Here is a 16319-nt window from a genome sequence, read left to right as displayed (position 1 = left end):
ATACCAATAATCACTGGATTTCCCGGATTTGCTCGGTCGATTACAAACACAAAAAAGCCCGCAAGGCTTTCACCTTGCGGGCTTTCAGGACTTCAGCGGACAATTCTGGTATCGCCGCGAAAGAATTTTGGTGGAGCTGGCGGGAGTTGAACCCGCGTCCCAAAACTCTATCCAGCATTGATTTAATTGGATATTTTTAAAAATCAAATTTTCGCGTGCATTGTACGTGCATTTTCATGTCCTCGCAGTGTCCTTTCTCTGTCGTAATCATCCCGCTCCCCTTAACTATTTCCCCGGCTGTTTCCCTCCAACAACTGCAAGCTGTGTTGGCTGCTTTGAAGTGTTGCCGTCATAGTCTTTCAGATACGAACCGTAGTGCCTGAAAAGCATTTCCGGGCCTTTATGCCCCATCTGGCCAGACAGCCAGTAAAGGTTAACGCCGATACTGATATGTCTGGTCGCATAGGTGTGTCGTGTCTGGTATGGATTTCGGTACCGGACTTGCGCTCGGCGTAATGCAGGCATCCAGGCCTTTTTACGAATTGCGGCGGAACCGCTCCACGGCTCCATTGTTTTCGGATCCTCAAACACATATTCACTTCGCATAAAGGTGTAAGGCCGCATCCCGGTCAGCGCCGCCAGCGCCATTTCATCCAATTCAACTTTACGGGTACCGGCTGCGGTTTTCGTGCCTTTGATGACACCCACTACACTCGCCTTCTGAACGTGTACCGTGTTATGCACCAGGTCTATATCCTGCCAGCGGAGTGCGCAAAGTTCAGAACTGCGGAGGCCGGTATGCATGGCGAACTGGAAGAGGTAACGCCATTGATCATGGGTACAGGCTGCAAATATGGCTTTGGCCTCCTGTGGTGTGAACGGGTCAACGATATAATCGTCTTTGTCGTCGGACGTCTGTTTGGGCCGGTAGCGTGATGCAGTAACGAGCGACACCGGATTCAGTTCGATAAGCCCATCAGTAACGGCCTCGTCCAGCGCACTGCGCAGAAATGACAGCAGATTCCTGATGGTTTTTAATTTGGCATTTTTATTGCTGATCCACGTCTTCATAGCTCCGGCTGTCAGTTCGGTGACAGGCAGAGCATGAAGCGCGGACAATGACGTGATGCACTTCTGATAGCCATCAATGGTGGAGGGGGATAATTTGCGGTTTGTGCAGATCGTAATGTACTCGTCCAGGTATTCCCTGACCGTTTTCGTTTTCTTCACTTCACCGAACGTGGCCAGCTTCCTTGATTTTGGGAAGTAATCGCCATACAGAAAAGTGCCCAGAGATATTTTGTTTTGTATTTCGCCCAGAAGGCGATCGGCATATTTAATATTGCGTGGGTTTACCTCTAAACCGGAAAGGGGTTCCCGACAGAGAACCCCTTTAAAGGTGAAGGTAAGCTGAAGAGTGTCGCCGGTTTGGTGGCGGCGAACTGTCACGCCCCGCGGTAAAGCGGATCCCTGCTCTTTCTTGCCCATCTGTTTACCTCATCAAGATCAATCCAGCGCTCTTTAACGCCGTCCACTTTTAATACGTGAACACCCTCCTGCCAGATCTTCCTTTGTATCCGTTTGTTAATGGCTTCGACCGATTCGCCAGTGTTTTTGCAGTAGGTGGAAAGGGGTACACAATCAAGACTCATGCGATTTTCTCCTGTGAAAGAGGCGAACACATTTCTGGCAAATTGGCCCTCACAAGAGCCTCGGCAAACGGTGGCGGGACGGCATTGCCGCAGCGGGCAACCTGTTTATCTTTGGCATATTTGTTGCCGCGATAATCCCGATCAATAACGTACCAGGACGGGAAACCCTGCGCAGCATAGAGTTCATGGGGCTGTAGCATGCGCATGCCGATATCGACAATCTGGTAATCGGTGCCATCAACCGTGACCAGGCCAAAGCGGTCATTTGTGGTCACAGTTCCCAGCGGTTCGTCCAGACCTACGCCGCCTTTTTCATTCCCGTAATACTTCATCAGGAACGCCCGGACCTCGCCCAGGTGGTTACCGTTTGCCGTGATGGTGTGTGCCGGGCTGTCAGTTGTCTGGCCCGTATTGGTGCCGCGAAATTTAATCAGGTTGGACGTGACGACAGCATGGTGATTTCCCGTCGTCACTGTGTGAGCGGGTTCCTCAACGGAGCCGCCCGGGTGGCTCGTGTTGTTAACCATGATGTTAGCGGTAACCAGAGCATGATGATCCGTGGTGGTGACTGTATGCGCTGGCCCATCAAGCGCGGCACCGGGGCCAGTGTAATTACCGCCGAAGTGCTTCGCCATGAACGCGGTAACCAGCGCACTGTGCCCGCCACCGCCAGCGGTGACCGTTGCTGCAGGTTCATTTACAGGGTGACCAACGCTATTGCCGAACTGACGTGAAACCAGCGGGGCTAGTTGAGCCTCAACCATTCCCAGCGCATGACCGTTGCCGCCCGGACGTTTAGAGGTACCCGCCGTAATGGTAGGGACCGGATCGGTAATATCCTGCCCGGTTGCCCCGGTACGGAATTTTGTCAGATGTGGCGTGACTACTGCATAGCCCTGTTTGCGCGTGATTGTCTGTAGCGGGTCGTGCAGCGACTGTCCGCGAAAGCAGTCATAACCACCTTTGCTGGTGGTATGATTGCACTTCACGATAAATGGCGTTGGATTGTCGAGCACGAATCGCTGGATGCCGCGCGCAATCCGTTTCATCGTGTTTTCTGCCAGCGGCTTACTGCGTCCAAATATGCTCGGGCAGGGGATGGACCAGTCGATGCATTCTGCAGCTGTGCGCCATGGTTTGAGGTGTCCGGACTGGACGGCCAGGCTTTTCGGATCGCCGTGTGACGGCTCCGGCCAAATAACTGGCTCACCGTCACAGCGCATGACCATAAAGAAGCGTTTGCGGATGGTTGGCGCACCAAAATCACAGGCGCGTAACTCGCGATATTCAACCGCATAGCCCAGGCCTTTAACCAGTTTTTTCGCATCAGCACTGTGCCGGCCGATTTGCAGGAAGTCGCACACCTCATCCAGCGCAGGGTGATCAACAGGAACGCCGTTACTCAGCATGCCAACGAAGGCGGCAAAGGTTTCACCCGCGCGGGCCGGATCTGGTCGTTCCTCCGTGGGTAACAGTGGCCCCCAGGTTTTAAACTCTTCAACGTTCTCAAGCATGATGACGCGAGGACGCTTTGCCAGCGCCCATCGAACAACAATCCATGCCAGACCGCGTATTTCTTTTTTAACCGGCTTACTGCCTTTGGCTTTGCTGAAATGGCGGCAATCAGGTGAGAACCACGCCAGGCCGACTGGTGCGCCTCCGGTAGCTGCCACCGGGTCAATGTCGAACACAGACTCACAGTAATGTAGCGTGTCAGGGTGGTTGGTTGTGTGCATGGCGATCGCGTTGGGATCATGGTTAATAGCGATATCGACACTGCGGCCGGTTGCCATTTCGATGCCGGTGCTGGCTCCGCCGCCCCCGGCAAAATTATCGACAATGATTTCTCTCACAGGGTTTGTTCTCCGAAAGTGGCCGTCAGCGACTGCGCTGAAGCAATGATTTCTGTTGAGGGCTGGCGCTCCAGCAGCATGCGGTTCATGTGATGCATGACCTTGCGCTGGTGCTCGGTAGCGAGTGATTTAAGGTCTGGCAACTGATCGGCTAACAGCTGTACTTCTGCTGGCCAGACATCATTCGCTGACTCTGGGATGGTGACCGGAATATTTCGAGGCGTCAGACGTTGCGCGGCTCGCTCAATTTGAGCCATAAACGTGGCGCCACGGGATTCAAGTTGATCACGACTGATGTAATCGAACTTTGGACCACGCCAGGACTTATCAAAAACAGCGACAGCAGCGCCAAACCCGGCAGACGATTCACTCGGCTGGCCTTCCTCTGGCCGATACCATGCTGGCAGGTCAAAACTGATTCGGCCCCGAATGAATGCGATGTGGTCGGCATCCTCTGGCCACCAGACTTCGCCAGTTGCCGCTTTAATCAGAAAGACGTAGCGACCGCCAGCCTCACGCATTGCAAGCGTATGGGCTATTATCTGGCGCATGCCGGTAATGTACTGCCCGTCGTACTGCGAGGCGCGGGAATAGGGTGGGTTAGCGTATGCTGCGCCGTTTAGCTCCGCCAGGCGTTCCGACCAGTTCTGCGAAAGTGCGTTATCTTCGGCGCTGTAATACGCCTCGCATTTGGCATTACTTTCATCTGCAAAAAGGTCCAGCACGAACGGACCGAACATCGAATTTATTCCCCACCAGAGACTATCGGGCGTACGCCACTGATCGCCAATCTGTTTTAACTGGTGGGTAGGCTGGGCGCGCAATGATTCAAGCGCCAGGCAATAGGGGTTCATGACATGCTCAGTCATTTGAGGTATATCTCCACAGGGTTGATGCACTTGATTTGACTGAATCGAAGGTATGATTAAATTTTGTTTGGGTTTATTCTCTGATTGAATGTTTATCCACGCGCTAATAGACGGTGGAAAAACCTGTTCAATAGCCGCACGCATGACAGCTGTTCGGGTTAGCTTGTCTTTAATCGCTGGGAATCTTTTCTCTGTGAGAGGGACATTTATCGCAACGTTTGTAGAATCAGCGCTGGCAAATGGATATTTGCTTAGGACTCTAACATCCAGCATGCGCAGACCATGTATTTTTACCTTGGATTTTCTATTTATATAAAGCTCCGTAAAAACCTCATCCATTCGGTTTTCCCACGCTTTAGTGCGGATAACTCTGTGTGGACCACAACAGCCAACAGCAACTGTTTTAAATTTGTCAGCCAGCCGTATTAGACGCTCCATGCTTTCATCTGTATGCCAGACTGGTACAGATTTTTCACGTAGCCAGGCTGGCACACGTTTAATAAGTTCATCATTTTCCGATTCGCTACCCTCAATAACATCGGGTATTAGAAAATGATTTATTCTGCTATACCAGCTGGCTACAAAGTCGTAATACTGATTCCACACATCATTCCAATCTACTATTTGTTGTGCCTTTTTCGCTTTGTTCCAGCGCGAAAACGCTCCGTTGTCTAACCATATTTGGCACGGTATGTTTGCTATTTTTTTAATTTGTTCTGGCCGTGCGAACGAAACCAGAGAACATCCATCGCGATATAAAGCTTTAATTAACCAGTCAGTGGGTGTTTCCCTATCCCCCCAGATTGGGCCGCCGTGCCAGTGCACTGACATTCTGACCTCGCTCATAAATTAAATTTGAATGTTTTTGGACCGAATAAATTTTTTTGCCAAATCGACTTGATAGTAATTACAAAAGTCCTGGACATAGGGGCATTCGGCTGGAGTCTCAGTTTCGTTCACTACGTCGCAGCCACCTTCATGAAGGCAAATGCAGTTCATGCAACTGAGACGATTTTCAAAGCAGTTTTTTGCCATCTGGTAGCCATTGCACCGACCACCGCTAAAGCGATGCGGGAAATCATAGGCGGAACAGCAGCAGGTAACCTGACGGCCGTTCCAGTAGGCTTTCCCTGGGATAACTGAGTATCCATGAACTCACCTCACTGGAGATAAAGCTCAAGACAAAGCATTGCCATGAGCAGCAGGATCCAGACGCACCCAGAAACGGACACGTCATACAGGGGTTTGTGCCGCGCGTAGTGCGCGAGGAATTTTGTTTTCATTGGGATAGGGACGTAAAAAAACCGCTTTCGCGGTTTAGGGTTAATCACACACTTTTCCATCCAGGGAGAAGCCGCTCTGTTTTACTCTGCTCAACAGAAAAATGCTCATACGCGAAGTTAAACGCTTCGTTCTCTGAAACAAACAAGCGGTCGCTGATTTGTTGCCAGTCTCGTTCGTTAGTGTGCAGGATTAAAGCACGCCATCCATTATCGACAGGCTTGATAAGGTATCGTGGGATATAGAGATATTCCTTTGCTAAATTTGGCTCAGCGTCACCCGGATCCAGAAGATAGAAAGTTAAACCTCCGCTGACAAACCTGCGCATACATACCACCAAATAACTGTTTATTTATACAGTAATTTAGCGCCTGACTTCCGCACATTCAAGCTGAGAAATTGGCTCTCGCTTAAGCAGCTGTTCTTTAACGTGTTCGCATGCGTTCAGGGTTGGATAGATGTCTTCGCTTACAGGCACTGGCAGTATAGAGGAAATGATAAGGACGAAGCCGATCAGCATGGCGCCACCTCGTTTAGACAGGGCTTAATCATGATTTCACCTCGCTAGCCTGTTGGAATAATTCATCCAAACAATCCTGCCAAACATCGTGTGCAACTGATGTGCCAGTGCTTTTTTGGTCGTACATCTGCTGGCAAAGCGCGACCAAAGCGTTGGGTGCCTCGTCTGGCAACTCCACTGGACGCAAAAGCTGGGCTGGTGGGGTGGTGTAAAAGTCAGTTCCGCGATGATAGTCGCTACCACACTCTACCCATGTTCTACTGCTTTCGCCGTTAGCCTGGCGCATTCTTTTTGGCACAGCCGTCAGCGATGCGTGAGCAATTTTCGCCAGCTTATAAGCGATTTGATTAATGGCACCCGCAGACTCGAATAACTCAATGATTGCTTCTGCATCAGAAATTAATTCCTGCACATCACCATCAACTGGATTTGGGGAATTAGTTGTCATGGTGTCCACTCCGTTAATTCTTCATATACGGCTTCGTTGGCTTCTTCCTGGTTTCTGAATGGTTCGCACTGACAATCAACAGTAACTTCGGCATTCGAACGACAGAAAGATTTCCACGCTTTGCGGCCAAACTTCCAGCCCTTATCCCATCCGAGCGCCTTTGTTTCAGTGCGCCACGCACGATTAGCGAGGCGCATTTGAGATTTAGCCATATCAGTCCGCCTTATCCGCAGTGTCATGGGTGCCGGAGCGAAGGTTTGCAGCTATTTGAGCGCCTTCATAAACCGCACCAGCCGCTACGCCGATTTCTTTCGCGTCAAATACGCCTTCATCAATCAACTGCTGCAGCCTTGTTGTCAGAATTTCCACGCCTTCCGCCCGCACCGAGTTCAGGTAAGCGTCGGTGGCTGGGGTTTCTGGCAAGCTCATCGCTGCTAACACTGCCCTGATAACTTCGGTTTCATTATCAACCCACGTCCAGCTATTGCCTTCTTTAAAGTCGTGGTCAAATTCAACTGTATTCTCAAAAGCTGTGATTGCTTCTTCAGGGATTTCTGAGGGAGTTAATATCTTTTTCAGCGCCGCATTCTCCGCCGCCATCGCATCCAGCTTCTGCTGCAATTCATCGAATTTGCGCACCAGATATTCAGGAAGGTACTCGCCGGTTCGGATATCTGCAGGAAGGCAAAGGCCTTTCAGCAAACCGCGCATTTCGGGAACGGTAATTTTCATTATTCACTGTCCTCCATCTTTATCCCGCACAGAGGGCAATGGCTCATTTTTAAGGAGCATTCTCTGCGGGTGAAATTTTTTGATAGCTCTCCATTTTTCTTCGGGACACGATACGCCACCTTGTACTTGAGCATGACGTGAATGCCCCCCTTTTCACCCAGAGACAGGATTTGATTGTCCCATCCGCAACCGTCCCAGATATCGCCTAACTCGCTGCCTTCAGGCATGTCTTTAACTAAGTGGGCGTGAAGCATGTCTTTGGCTTGATCGAGACAATTACATTTAGCCATGATGATCACCTTTCAAATTGTTGTAACGTTGAAGGAAAAGCACACGTGCCTGGCGTGGGTTTAGCGGGGCGATCATGAATGTGGTGTCTGCCTCAATACCATCCAGCATGGGCCAACGCTTACCATCGTCTAAATCAAGGTCGCGGCGTTCGGTCGCGAGCAAGACCAGATCCGCATTCTTAACCGGGGCGCTCATTGCGTGGGGTAAGCCGAATTTATCCGCTATGGCTTCCTCAACCGACTTGATCATGAGGCGGTAATCAGGCAGCAATTGCTTAAGCTGCGAATTAATGTCGCTGCAGTAAGCATCGGCGGCATCGTGCAACAGGGCTTCGAGCGCGAACTCTGGTTCTACCAGGTAGCTGACGTGAACGGAGTGCTGCGCCACGCTGTAAAAGTCCTGCACATGGCAGGTGAAGCGGCAGATGTTGGAAAGGGCGCAGGCGATGTCTTCAATGCAGATAGCATCCGCTGTCACATTGGTGTAATCGAAGTGTTTGCCCGACTGAGTGGTTATCCATGACATAGTAAAATCTCATAAAAAAACCGCCTCAGATGCAGGCGGTTATGGTGAACAGTAATCAAAATTACGAGTGTTTTTTGTACTTCGTCAGAATGGAATATCGTCGTCGAAGTCAGGCGGCGGATTATTGTTTCGTCCACCTCCAGTGGCCTGGGCAAGACGTGAATTGTTGTTTCCTGTTGCAGATTGCTGATGTCCACCTAACATTGAGCGCTGATTATTAGCAGGCAAACCACTCATCGTGGGCTGAGCCATCCGTTCGTCGCGATCAGTAAGAACTGACAGCAATTTCTCTATGGCTTCGGCTGGAAGATTCTCCATTGCTTCTTTGTACGTCTTACGTGTCTTGGTGCCAAACGCCTGGCGGATTTCGAACTTATACCCGTCACCACCATCGGTTTTGGTGTACAGGACTTTCTGTAGAACAAAGCCGATAGGCTTTCCCTCCAGATCCTTACAGTGATACTCCGGTCCGTTTTCGCCCTGAACCTCTGTTGAAAAAAGCTGCTTGGTCTGGGTCAGGCCCATAATGGCGTTAATCATCGCGGTACCGCCTTTAAGCGGATTTCCATCGCGGCCAATGTATGAAACGCGAAGGTAGTTGATCGAGCCCACATCCGAATCGAGGGAGAACTCCATGGATTGGGACTGAGAATCACGCCCGCTGGTAAACACAGCGCTGCGAATAGTGCCTGTATAGGCACCTGTTTCAGATGCGCCGCCCGGGCCTGATGCCTTGGCTGATTCTGGATCAAAGGTGAAAATTGGCTGCTGCATTATGCGGTTACTCCGTCATTAAGTTCGTAATAGCCCCGTATAGCCGTATCAACGGCGTTCAGGTCGTTATCAATCTGGAATTGGTCGAACAGGCCGATCGGGGATTTAACCGGGTCCGTTCCGTCCGACTGGGTGGTGAAGTAATAGCGCCCGTCAGTCACGCCGGTACGCAGGGCAATACTGAACATCCCCTCAACCGTGATTTTTTCGTCCAGCATTTTGCCAATCGTCTTCATCTTGATTCGGCCGGCTGGTGTCTCTTCCGTGTGAGCAAGGAAATACACAATCAAATCGTCTTCCGCTGCCTGCGCTGCCCGGATCACGTCCCATGCGCCGCCCCCGATCTCGGTGAACTTCTCGAATGACTTTTCACTGCGGCGCCGCATGAACTGGTTACCCATCACATACTGAAAATCGTCAACCACAACGAATTTCTTACCGGCGCGGCGGGCGTGGGTGATGATCAACACAATGTCGCCTGGCACATCAGTAAAAAACACGTTGCCGGTTTTAGCTGTGAAGTCGCGAGGCTTCCAGCCACTGGATTTAAATGGGAGACGTTTGTTTTCCGGGTTAACCAGAAAACCATCGTCGGGGTTCAGGTGCATCAGGCTGGCTGATTTGCCAGAACCTGAATCACCCAGAATAAGAACCGGAATGCCCATATCAGCCCTCCAGATAATGTTGCATGGTAAATTTCTGGTCTTCATCCAGATCCATATTTGCCAGCGCCCAGCGGAGATAACCCTGGTCCTGTCCGGCAATCTCTTCGAAGGTTTTGCCCTTATGCTTGCCAAAGCGCATCGTGTGAAGCAGGGAAGGCCGCGCGGAAATGTCACGCATCTGCGCTATCGTCAGGCGCGCGTCGCGGTTCAGGCGTAGCAGAAGCGCCGCTGTAACGTAACAGTCATACAGCGCCCGGTGCGCGTGCAGGTTTTCAGGCACATCGACATCAAGCATGAAGTGATAACGCAAATACTGGTTGGAGTGGCTTTCCAGTTCCGGATAAAGCTTTCGGGCCAGCTTGAGTGTGCAGATCCACGGCGCGGTTATCTGGGGTAGCTTTGGCCGGTCAAACGCAGCGTTGTGCGCCACGTAAACGTCGGCACCCAGATAACGGTCAATTACATCGCTGAGCGGCGGGGCATCGGCAACCATCTCATCAGTGATGTGATGCACTGCCATGGCGCCAACGGTAATCGGCTCTGGCGGCTTAACAAAATCGCTCATCGGGTTACGCAGTTTGCCGCCAACGATGTCGATGCTGGCCAGCTCACACACGCCACCTTCAAAGCTGGTGGTTTCAGTGTCGATCACGCGAATGATGGTGGACATTCACAGCTCCTGATTTAGCGTCCGCGTTTGCTTCACGCTGGGCCAGCTGGTGGGCCAGCATTTCCAGATCTGCCGGACTGATTTGATTTTGCTCGCACAGCGCCAGGATGGTACTCAGCGCAAGCGAACGCACTGCCTCATTAAGGGCAAATTCAGTGGGGATGGTTGTCACTGTCATAACAGGTACATTCCCGCCACCACACACAGTGCGATAAGCAGCGGCGTCAGCCAGTGGCGTGGCTTCGGGTGGAAATCAGCGCCCGTCAGGCGATGTTTGAACTGCAGGCGATCTACAGGGCTCATGAGATACGTCTCCTTGTTTTGCCCTGGCGCGCAGCCGGGACGCGGATTGTTTGCTGGTAAAGGTTTGCGCAGCCTTTGTCGCTGCAAAAGGACCGGACCTCGCTGCGGTTCCAGAACCGGATTACCGCCTGCTTTATGTCCGTGGGATGCCGGAACCGGGCGCAGTATTCGCACAGTTCTGAATCAATGAATTCGGTGCCTGAATCGAGTAACAGCCATTCGAAATGTCGATGCCGCTTGCCGTCCGCATCGATGTAATAAACAAAGGTTTCATCCTCGCCCTTGTAATTGGGCTCAATGCTGCAGCCATCGAAAACGACGACGCTGTTACCGATGCGGATCGGCGTGCCCTCGGGCAGTTTGCTAATGCGCTGCCGGGTCAGTTTTGGTATGAAATTCATGGATACCTCGGAGCGCTGATAAGCAGTCAAAAAATGCCCCCGAGGCGGGGGCCAAAGACTACACAGCAATTTGGGGTTGTGGCGCCAGGTGCTGATCTTCTGGTTGTCTCGATGGACTGCAATTCACCACAACGGATAGAGCACTCTTCGCCGGCTTAATGATGCGCCTCCAAATGCTCTACCCTGTTGCGTGCCGTCTCTTCCGGCTGTCATCTGGATTGAACTCGCCCAGAACGAGATTGAAGGATTGACCGCTCCATACAGCGTTCCGGACTTCCACCGGCACCCCGCCTTTACTTTTAAGTCCAACTAAACTGCTGCGGTATTCCGGACTTTGCCCTGGTGAGGCGAAAAACATACTGATCAGCTCGCTTTGATGCTGCGCCTGCTATCTCACGCAGCTCAAAAAATACTGAATCACCACACTGTCCGCCGCATGCCTGGGATGCCTTTACCCCGTGAGGTTAGGGGATGCCAGGGTGCTGAGTTCGGGCCTCTCAGCCACCAGCGCGGTGATTACATGTTCACTTGTTAAAGAGCAGAACAGCTGTCTGCGGTAGGCTGCGTCTTGCTGTGTAACAAACGTTACCCCAAGGTAATTCATCTGTCTATACCCAAAGGTAAACAATTTGGGCGTAAAAGTTTACCTGATTGAAATTTCAGGTAATTTAATTTTTTGACTTGAGAAAATTCAGATATAAAAAAACCCGCTTGAAGCGGGTTAGATTTGATGGCTTACGGTATTTTTTGCCACTTCACATCGATCACAGTGCCGATAATGGTGCAATTTCCGTCAATTTCAGTGATGGGGTATTGGGGATTAAGGGGCTTAAGGAACTTACGACCGGCATCCTCGATGTACATTTTGAAGGTTGCCTCATTGTCATTCGTTAGCTTGGCGACGACCAGTTTACCGCTTTTGGCTTCTTTGCTGGGATCCACCAAAATAATCATGCCTTCTGGCACGGTGAATCCAACGGGGGAAGTCATTGAATCACCTCGAACCGTGAGCCAGAAAGATTGAGGACCAGCATTGATAGTTGTTTCTGGCCACTCGTCAATTTCATGTAATTTGTAGGGCTCTATAGCTTCTAGCCATTGCCCTGCGCTTACCCAGCTGATCAACGGGAATCCTTTCGTTTCTTTGTGTTTCTGTGCGAACTGGACATTTCCATGGCCATCATCAGAAATGCCATCCATCCAGCCACGCGGTAAAGAAAAAGCTTTTTCGATGACTTCAACCATATCATCCGCGATCCGCTTTTTACCTTTTTTACCATCTTCATAAAGCATGCGCGAGACGTAAGAAGGTTCTCTTTCGATTTTGCGAGCAACTTCCACAGCTTTTCCGCCGCAGAACTCATCTCGAATCTGTATTAGGCGCTGACGCCTTTTCTCGTATTTGTCCATGTCCGACATCATAAATTTATTTACCCTGTGGTAAATGGCCTGCGGGTATTGCTTAAAGCGTTACCTGTGGGTAAACTCCATCAAATTAAAGGTAAACAGGAACCATGAGATGGAAGAGTTACGGATCTACCTAAACGCCCTATCTCTCAGTGAGCAACGCACTTTTGCGGATACGTGCGGAACAACCATTGGTTATTTGCGTAAAGCGTTGAGCAAAAACCATGAGCTTGGACCGGCGCTGTGCGTGCTCATTGAAAAAGCCAGTGATGGAAAAGTTACACGTAAAAACCTCCATCCTACTGACTGGGAAAGCATCTGGCCTGAATTAAAAGCGGCTTAATTTCAACAATTACGAGGGAAGAAAGTAAATGGAATCAACTGCAATTTCGAGCAATTCGGTACGTGTTAACTGTAAGCCGGAAACGCTGGAGAGCTTTTTTCACCGTGAGGCAATCACTCAAGGTAATAAGGCCCTGGCGCTCGATATGGGGATTCATCCTTCTGGTCTCAGTCGTCAGAAGATCCGCATCTGCCAACTGGCATGCCGAATGATTCACCAGCTGGGTTTGCCAGAGGGATGCATCGCGGCGCCGGGGTGTGAGCAAAACGTGATTTTGACAGGTGAAGAGGCCCGAACGCTCTTATCAATGCTTGAGCACATTCGTGTGAAAGAGGGGGGCGCTGGTGGATGAAAGGTTTGTTGAAACCGACAAGCGCTTTCGGGACAAGCGCGGCATTGTCGTGCGCATCATCAGTTACGACAGGCAGGAACGTAGGATCATCTTCATGCGTCCTGATTACGAACATCTGTGCTGTGTACCGAAATGGTACTTCGAGAAGTATTTCATTGAGGTGGGAAAGAGCGACTGAACAGCGCCAACTGTCCAGTCGTGTACAGCGTTGCTTTTGGGAAGCGAGGTTAATTATGCGACAAAAACGCCGTAAGCCGCAACAGGAAACTACTGTACATAAAGACATGGCGCGGGATGAACTCGCACGCCAGTATTCACCTGATGCCTGTCGGCTGCTACGTCAGGCACTGGAGCAGGCGAAGCGGGAGAAGTCCGGCCATGAGTAATACCGCAGAAATAATCCAATTTAGCGCCCGTCCGGGGCGTGAGGAGCAGCGCGTGGCCGATACCGATGATGGCTTCATGCGTGTCGCTAATGAGCTTACCGATCAGCTACTACAGGCTGATCTTACTGCTCGTCAGTTAAAAATCATGCTGGCCGTGATGCGTAAAACCTATGGTTTCAACAAGTCCATGGACCGGATTACCAATACCCAGATTGCCGCAATGACGGGCATTCACCATACACACGTTTGCTCTTCTAAGCGTCAGCTTATCGAGCGAGGTTTTTTAGTTCAGGGTGGCTCGAAGGTGGGTATTAACAAGTATGTATCAATGTGGGATATGAAGAAAATTAGCCAGATCAGCGAATGTTTAGCTGAGTCAGCTAATAAAAGTTTAGCCGAAACAGCTAATACCCATTCGCCAAAACAGCTAAACACAAAAGACAATATTCAAAAGACAATAAATACAGATCCCCCTAAAGCCCCCAAGGGGGAATTTTCGGAGGAAGTTTTTTCACAGGCAAAACAGGTCCTGGAGTATTACAACGAGGTCACAGGCACCACCTGCCGCTCTGCAGAAGCTTTTGCCGTTTTACTTACTGAACGTCCATCCCGCGAAGCCTACACCGTTAATGACCTCAAGCTGGTGGTGCGCTGGGTCGCGGAGACGTGGAAACGCCGTAACGGTACGGTAGCCAAGCCCGCTAACATCTGCCGTGTGAACCGGTTCGACGGCTATCTGGCTGACGCCACCCAGTGGGATGAAAATCAGGTTGAAGTTGACTGCGATGCTGTGATTGATGCTTACAACGATTTAGCGGCCGGCCGTCTGATGTATGCCGAAATTGACGAAGACAGAGTGAAGGCTATCCGCCGTCTGGCGACACATTTCCCCCGTGAAAAATCGGCAAACGAGTGTTTCCGCAATTACTTCAGAGCTTTTTTCAATGAGGCCCGCGCATCCTATTTCGGCCAAAGCAACAGCGGCTGGCATGCGAACTTCGACTGGCTGATGAAGCCTGACACGCTGCTGTTGGTACGGAGGGGCAACCATGTCTGATCTGTATCTCGAAGCCAGCGTGCTGGGTTGCCTGCTTCATTCCGGTTTGACGCCTGATGCCTACGACGTCCTGGCTACCGTCGAGCCAGCAGCATTCACGAACCCGTTTTACTCAAAGCTGTATACCGAGATTAAGCGCCAGGCGACGCAGAAGAAAATGATTGATGCGCTGCTGGTGGCAGAGGCCATGGGCAATGAAAACGGTATTTTTGCTGACGTCATGGAAACCATGAAGATGGTGCCGAGCGCGGCGAACATGAAAGGCTATGCAAAAAGCCTCAATGAAAAATACATGGTTCGTGGCTTTGTCAGCCTTATGGAGAGCCATTACGAGAAGATCACCAGCGCCTACAACCATGACACCGCGATGGAAGGTATTCAGGACTTCACGCGCCAGCTGATGAACATCAGTCGGCCAGATGAAGAAGTGCTGCCGATACGCGCGAGTGAACTGCTTAACGGGTATATGGACACGCTGGAAAAACGTGTGGCCGGTGATGAAGAGTCGAACACCATCAAAACGGGCATTGATGATCTGGATGAAATCACAGGTGGATTAAACGACACCGACCTGATCGTTATCGCTGCCCGCCCGGGAATGGGTAAGACCGAGCTGGCACTGAAAATCGCCGAGGGCATAGCCCAGCGCACTGTTTCGCTCGGTACTGAGCGGGTGCAGCGCGGTGTTCTGATTTTCAGCATGGAAATGCAGGCAGGCCAGATCATCGAGCGCCAGCTGGCGAATGCATCCAACGTATCCGTTTCCAAACTGCGCAAAGCCAGCCACCTCGATGACGAGGACTGGGGCCGGATCTCCATGGGGCTGGCTGAGCTTGCAAATCTCGATGTCTGGGTTGTCGATGCAACAAACCTCAGCATTGAACAAATCCGGGCGGTGGCCACACGTCATAAAAACCGTTATCCGGGCCTGTCGCTTATCCTGGCTGACTATCTGGGGCTCATCAAAAAGCCATCGGCAGAACGTAATGACCTGGCAATCGGCGAGATTACACGCGGCCTTAAAACCATGGCGATGGAGCTTAATACTCCCGTCATCTGCCTTAGTCAGCTGTCGCGCGAAGTGGAAAAACGCCCGAACAAGCGCCCGTTAAATGCCGATCTGCGTGACAGTGGCAGCATTGAGCAGGACGCGGACGGCATCTGGTTCATTTATCGCGATGGTGCCTATAACCCGGACAGTCCGGCCGCGCACCTGGCTGAAATCATTATCGGTAAAAACCGTCATGGCCCACAGGGCGGCGTGGTTTATCAGGAATTCCGCAACGGGCATTTCCGTGGAACAGATCAGGCAATAGCGGCGCAGCTTGCCCGCGAAAGACCGGCGCAGGCTGGCCGGGACAAATCATCACGCAACGGTAGTGAAAAAACGGGGAGACTATTTTGATCAAAATCTATGACATCACGCCGCTGGGCAAGCCCCGCCAGACTCAACGTGACCGCTGGGCAAAACGGCCGGCTGTTCTCCGGTACCGGGCATTTTGCGATGAGGTGCGCTTAAACCAAATAAAGTTGCCTGACAGCGGTTGTCACATCACGTTTGTATTGCCCATGCCCGACAGCTGGAGCAAAAAGAAGCGTGCGCAGTTCAGCGGCCAGCCCCACCAGCAAAGGCCCGATGTCGATAATCTGCACAAAGCGTTGATGGATGCCGTGTTTGAAGACGACTGCGCCGTATGGGATGCACGTATTACAAAAATCTGGGGAGAAAAAGGGCAGATAAGGATCGAGAGCATTGCCTGAGACTATAAACGCAGCAAAATTCAGTAAGG

At 51.2% G+C, this 16319-nt stretch carries 24 protein-coding genes; 7 read left to right on the top strand and 17 right to left on the bottom strand.

Annotated features, from left to right (window positions below):
• Positions 1–285: 285 nt before the first annotated feature.
• The 17 genes from EL29_RS13090 to EL29_RS13015 all read right to left on the bottom strand — a co-directional run bounded on the left by EL29_RS13090 (position 286) and on the right by EL29_RS13015 (position 12406).
• Positions 286–1488, bottom strand: a complete 1203-nt coding sequence (locus EL29_RS13090; RefSeq protein ID WP_033766100.1) for an Arm DNA-binding domain-containing protein — start codon at positions 1486–1488, stop codon at positions 286–288.
• Positions 1446–1652, bottom strand: coding sequence for a hypothetical protein (locus EL29_RS23115; protein WP_024471313.1), 207 nt, complete (start codon positions 1650–1652; stop codon positions 1446–1448). Before EL29_RS23115 ends, EL29_RS13090 begins: the two co-directional genes overlap by 43 nt.
• Positions 1649–3505, bottom strand: a complete 1857-nt coding sequence (locus EL29_RS13085; protein ID WP_028715530.1) for a DNA cytosine methyltransferase — start codon at positions 3503–3505, stop codon at positions 1649–1651. Before EL29_RS13085 ends, EL29_RS23115 begins: the two co-directional genes overlap by 4 nt.
• On the bottom strand, positions 3502–4359 hold the full coding sequence (locus EL29_RS13080; RefSeq protein WP_028715529.1) for a phage N-6-adenine-methyltransferase: 858 nt from the start codon (positions 4357–4359) through the stop codon (positions 3502–3504). Before EL29_RS13080 ends, EL29_RS13085 begins: the two co-directional genes overlap by 4 nt.
• Before the next feature lie 1342 nt (positions 4360–5701).
• Positions 5702–5983 (bottom strand): hypothetical protein, encoded by a 282-nt coding sequence (locus EL29_RS13070; protein ID WP_028715528.1) that lies wholly within the window; start codon positions 5981–5983, stop codon positions 5702–5704.
• A 220-nt stretch (positions 5984–6203) separates the two neighbouring features.
• Positions 6204–6623: a hypothetical protein gene (locus EL29_RS13065; RefSeq protein WP_050442538.1), complete on the bottom strand. Its 420-nt coding sequence runs from the start codon at positions 6621–6623 to the stop codon at positions 6204–6206.
• Complete coding sequence (locus EL29_RS13060) at positions 6620–6835, bottom strand: hypothetical protein (RefSeq protein WP_028715527.1); 216 nt, start codon at positions 6833–6835, stop codon at positions 6620–6622. Before EL29_RS13060 ends, EL29_RS13065 begins: the two co-directional genes overlap by 4 nt.
• A gap of 1 nt (position 6836) precedes the next feature.
• Entirely contained in the window at positions 6837–7355 is a 519-nt protein-coding gene (locus EL29_RS13055) for a YfdS family phage-associated protein (RefSeq protein WP_033766094.1), read from the bottom strand.
• The gene (locus EL29_RS13050) at positions 7355–7645 is read right to left on the bottom strand and encodes a hypothetical protein (RefSeq protein ID WP_029571457.1); all 291 of its coding nucleotides are present in this window, start codon (positions 7643–7645) and stop codon (positions 7355–7357) included. Before EL29_RS13050 ends, EL29_RS13055 begins: the two co-directional genes overlap by 1 nt.
• Positions 7638–8171 carry a hypothetical protein gene (locus EL29_RS13045; RefSeq protein ID WP_028715525.1) on the bottom strand — a complete coding sequence of 178 codons (534 nt, stop codon included), beginning with the start codon at positions 8169–8171 and terminating at the stop codon, positions 7638–7640. Before EL29_RS13045 ends, EL29_RS13050 begins: the two co-directional genes overlap by 8 nt.
• A gap of 84 nt (positions 8172–8255) precedes the next feature.
• The gene (locus EL29_RS13040; protein WP_028715524.1) at positions 8256–8945 is read right to left on the bottom strand and encodes a hypothetical protein; all 690 of its coding nucleotides are present in this window, start codon (positions 8943–8945) and stop codon (positions 8256–8258) included.
• Positions 8945–9610 (bottom strand): ATP-binding protein, encoded by a 666-nt coding sequence (locus EL29_RS13035; RefSeq protein ID WP_015700102.1) that lies wholly within the window; start codon positions 9608–9610, stop codon positions 8945–8947. Before EL29_RS13035 ends, EL29_RS13040 begins: the two co-directional genes overlap by 1 nt.
• Before the next feature lies 1 nt (position 9611).
• Positions 9612–10280, bottom strand: coding sequence for an exodeoxyribonuclease X (exoX, locus tag EL29_RS13030; RefSeq protein WP_029571456.1), 669 nt, complete (start codon positions 10278–10280; stop codon positions 9612–9614).
• The gene (locus EL29_RS13025; protein WP_028715522.1) at positions 10249–10458 is read right to left on the bottom strand and encodes a hypothetical protein; all 210 of its coding nucleotides are present in this window, start codon (positions 10456–10458) and stop codon (positions 10249–10251) included. The genes exoX and EL29_RS13025 overlap by 32 nt, the downstream gene beginning before the upstream one ends.
• Positions 10455–10583, bottom strand: coding sequence for a hypothetical protein (locus EL29_RS23330; protein WP_268748755.1), 129 nt, complete (start codon positions 10581–10583; stop codon positions 10455–10457). The genes EL29_RS13025 and EL29_RS23330 overlap by 4 nt, the downstream gene beginning before the upstream one ends.
• Complete coding sequence (locus EL29_RS13020; protein ID WP_235193318.1) at positions 10580–11014, bottom strand: hypothetical protein; 435 nt, start codon at positions 11012–11014, stop codon at positions 10580–10582. Before EL29_RS13020 ends, EL29_RS23330 begins: the two co-directional genes overlap by 4 nt.
• A gap of 705 nt (positions 11015–11719) precedes the next feature.
• Positions 11720–12406, bottom strand: coding sequence for a LexA family protein (locus tag EL29_RS13015; protein WP_028715520.1), 687 nt, complete (start codon positions 12404–12406; stop codon positions 11720–11722).
• Positions 12407–12503: 97 nt separating this feature from the next.
• Between EL29_RS13015 and EL29_RS13010 the strand changes: the two genes are divergently transcribed.
• The 7 genes from EL29_RS13010 to EL29_RS12980 are packed head-to-tail and all read left to right on the top strand — an operon-like array spanning position 12504 to position 16290.
• Positions 12504–12734, top strand: a complete 231-nt coding sequence (locus tag EL29_RS13010; protein ID WP_028715519.1) for a transcriptional regulator — start codon at positions 12504–12506, stop codon at positions 12732–12734.
• A gap of 28 nt (positions 12735–12762) precedes the next feature.
• On the top strand, positions 12763–13086 hold the full coding sequence (locus EL29_RS13005) for a hypothetical protein (protein WP_028715518.1): 324 nt from the start codon (positions 12763–12765) through the stop codon (positions 13084–13086).
• On the top strand, positions 13079–13264 hold the full coding sequence (locus tag EL29_RS13000; RefSeq protein ID WP_015700107.1) for a DUF4222 domain-containing protein: 186 nt from the start codon (positions 13079–13081) through the stop codon (positions 13262–13264). The genes EL29_RS13005 and EL29_RS13000 overlap by 8 nt, the downstream gene beginning before the upstream one ends.
• Before the next feature lie 55 nt (positions 13265–13319).
• Positions 13320–13472 carry a hypothetical protein gene (locus tag EL29_RS12995; protein ID WP_155270046.1) on the top strand — a complete coding sequence of 51 codons (153 nt, stop codon included), beginning with the start codon at positions 13320–13322 and terminating at the stop codon, positions 13470–13472.
• Positions 13465–14529, top strand: coding sequence for a replication protein (locus tag EL29_RS12990; RefSeq protein WP_033766090.1), 1065 nt, complete (start codon positions 13465–13467; stop codon positions 14527–14529). The genes EL29_RS12995 and EL29_RS12990 overlap by 8 nt, the downstream gene beginning before the upstream one ends.
• A complete protein-coding gene (locus tag EL29_RS12985) occupies positions 14522–15934 on the top strand; it encodes a replicative DNA helicase (RefSeq protein ID WP_028715517.1) in 1413 nt (470 codons plus the stop codon). Before EL29_RS12990 ends, EL29_RS12985 begins: the two co-directional genes overlap by 8 nt.
• Complete coding sequence (locus tag EL29_RS12980) at positions 15934–16290, top strand: RusA family crossover junction endodeoxyribonuclease (protein ID WP_028715516.1); 357 nt, start codon at positions 15934–15936, stop codon at positions 16288–16290. The genes EL29_RS12985 and EL29_RS12980 overlap by 1 nt, the downstream gene beginning before the upstream one ends.
• Positions 16291–16319: the final 29 nt, after the last annotated feature.

This window comes from Pantoea ananatis LMG 2665 (assembly GCF_000710035.2).
Classification (GTDB): Bacteria; Pseudomonadota; Gammaproteobacteria; order Enterobacterales; family Enterobacteriaceae; genus Pantoea; species Pantoea ananatis.
Note: the sequence above shows the minus strand (reverse complement) of the source record. Positions and strands in the feature narration are given on the sequence as shown.

Coding starts and splice junctions, on each gene's coding strand:
- EL29_RS13090 (WP_033766100.1), bottom strand. CDS start 1,488: ATGGGCAAGAAAGAGCAGGGATCCGCTTTACCGCGGGGCGTGACAGTT.
- EL29_RS23115 (WP_024471313.1), bottom strand. CDS start 1,652: ATGAGTCTTGATTGTGTACCCCTTTCCACCTACTGCAAAAACACTGGC.
- EL29_RS13080 (WP_028715529.1), bottom strand. CDS start 4,359: ATGAACCCCTATTGCCTGGCGCTTGAATCATTGCGCGCCCAGCCTACC.
- EL29_RS13070 (WP_028715528.1), bottom strand. CDS start 5,983: ATGCGCAGGTTTGTCAGCGGAGGTTTAACTTTCTATCTTCTGGATCCG.
- EL29_RS13065 (WP_050442538.1), bottom strand. CDS start 6,623: ATGACAACTAATTCCCCAAATCCAGTTGATGGTGATGTGCAGGAATTA.
- EL29_RS13060 (WP_028715527.1), bottom strand. CDS start 6,835: ATGGCTAAATCTCAAATGCGCCTCGCTAATCGTGCGTGGCGCACTGAA.
- EL29_RS13055 (WP_033766094.1), bottom strand. CDS start 7,355: ATGAAAATTACCGTTCCCGAAATGCGCGGTTTGCTGAAAGGCCTTTGC.
- EL29_RS13050 (WP_029571457.1), bottom strand. CDS start 7,645: ATGGCTAAATGTAATTGTCTCGATCAAGCCAAAGACATGCTTCACGCC.
- EL29_RS13045 (WP_028715525.1), bottom strand. CDS start 8,171: ATGTCATGGATAACCACTCAGTCGGGCAAACACTTCGATTACACCAAT.
- EL29_RS13040 (WP_028715524.1), bottom strand. CDS start 8,945: ATGCAGCAGCCAATTTTCACCTTTGATCCAGAATCAGCCAAGGCATCA.
- EL29_RS13035 (WP_015700102.1), bottom strand. CDS start 9,610: ATGGGCATTCCGGTTCTTATTCTGGGTGATTCAGGTTCTGGCAAATCA.
- exoX (WP_029571456.1), bottom strand. CDS start 10,280: ATGTCCACCATCATTCGCGTGATCGACACTGAAACCACCAGCTTTGAA.
- EL29_RS13025 (WP_028715522.1), bottom strand. CDS start 10,458: ATGACAGTGACAACCATCCCCACTGAATTTGCCCTTAATGAGGCAGTG.
- EL29_RS23330 (WP_268748755.1), bottom strand. CDS start 10,583: ATGAGCCCTGTAGATCGCCTGCAGTTCAAACATCGCCTGACGGGCGCT.
- EL29_RS13015 (WP_028715520.1), bottom strand. CDS start 12,406: ATGATGTCGGACATGGACAAATACGAGAAAAGGCGTCAGCGCCTAATA.
- EL29_RS13010 (WP_028715519.1), top strand. CDS start 12,504: ATGGAAGAGTTACGGATCTACCTAAACGCCCTATCTCTCAGTGAGCAA.
- EL29_RS13005 (WP_028715518.1), top strand. CDS start 12,763: ATGGAATCAACTGCAATTTCGAGCAATTCGGTACGTGTTAACTGTAAG.
- EL29_RS12995 (WP_155270046.1), top strand. CDS start 13,320: ATGCGACAAAAACGCCGTAAGCCGCAACAGGAAACTACTGTACATAAA.
- EL29_RS12990 (WP_033766090.1), top strand. CDS start 13,465: ATGAGTAATACCGCAGAAATAATCCAATTTAGCGCCCGTCCGGGGCGT.
- EL29_RS12985 (WP_028715517.1), top strand. CDS start 14,522: ATGTCTGATCTGTATCTCGAAGCCAGCGTGCTGGGTTGCCTGCTTCAT.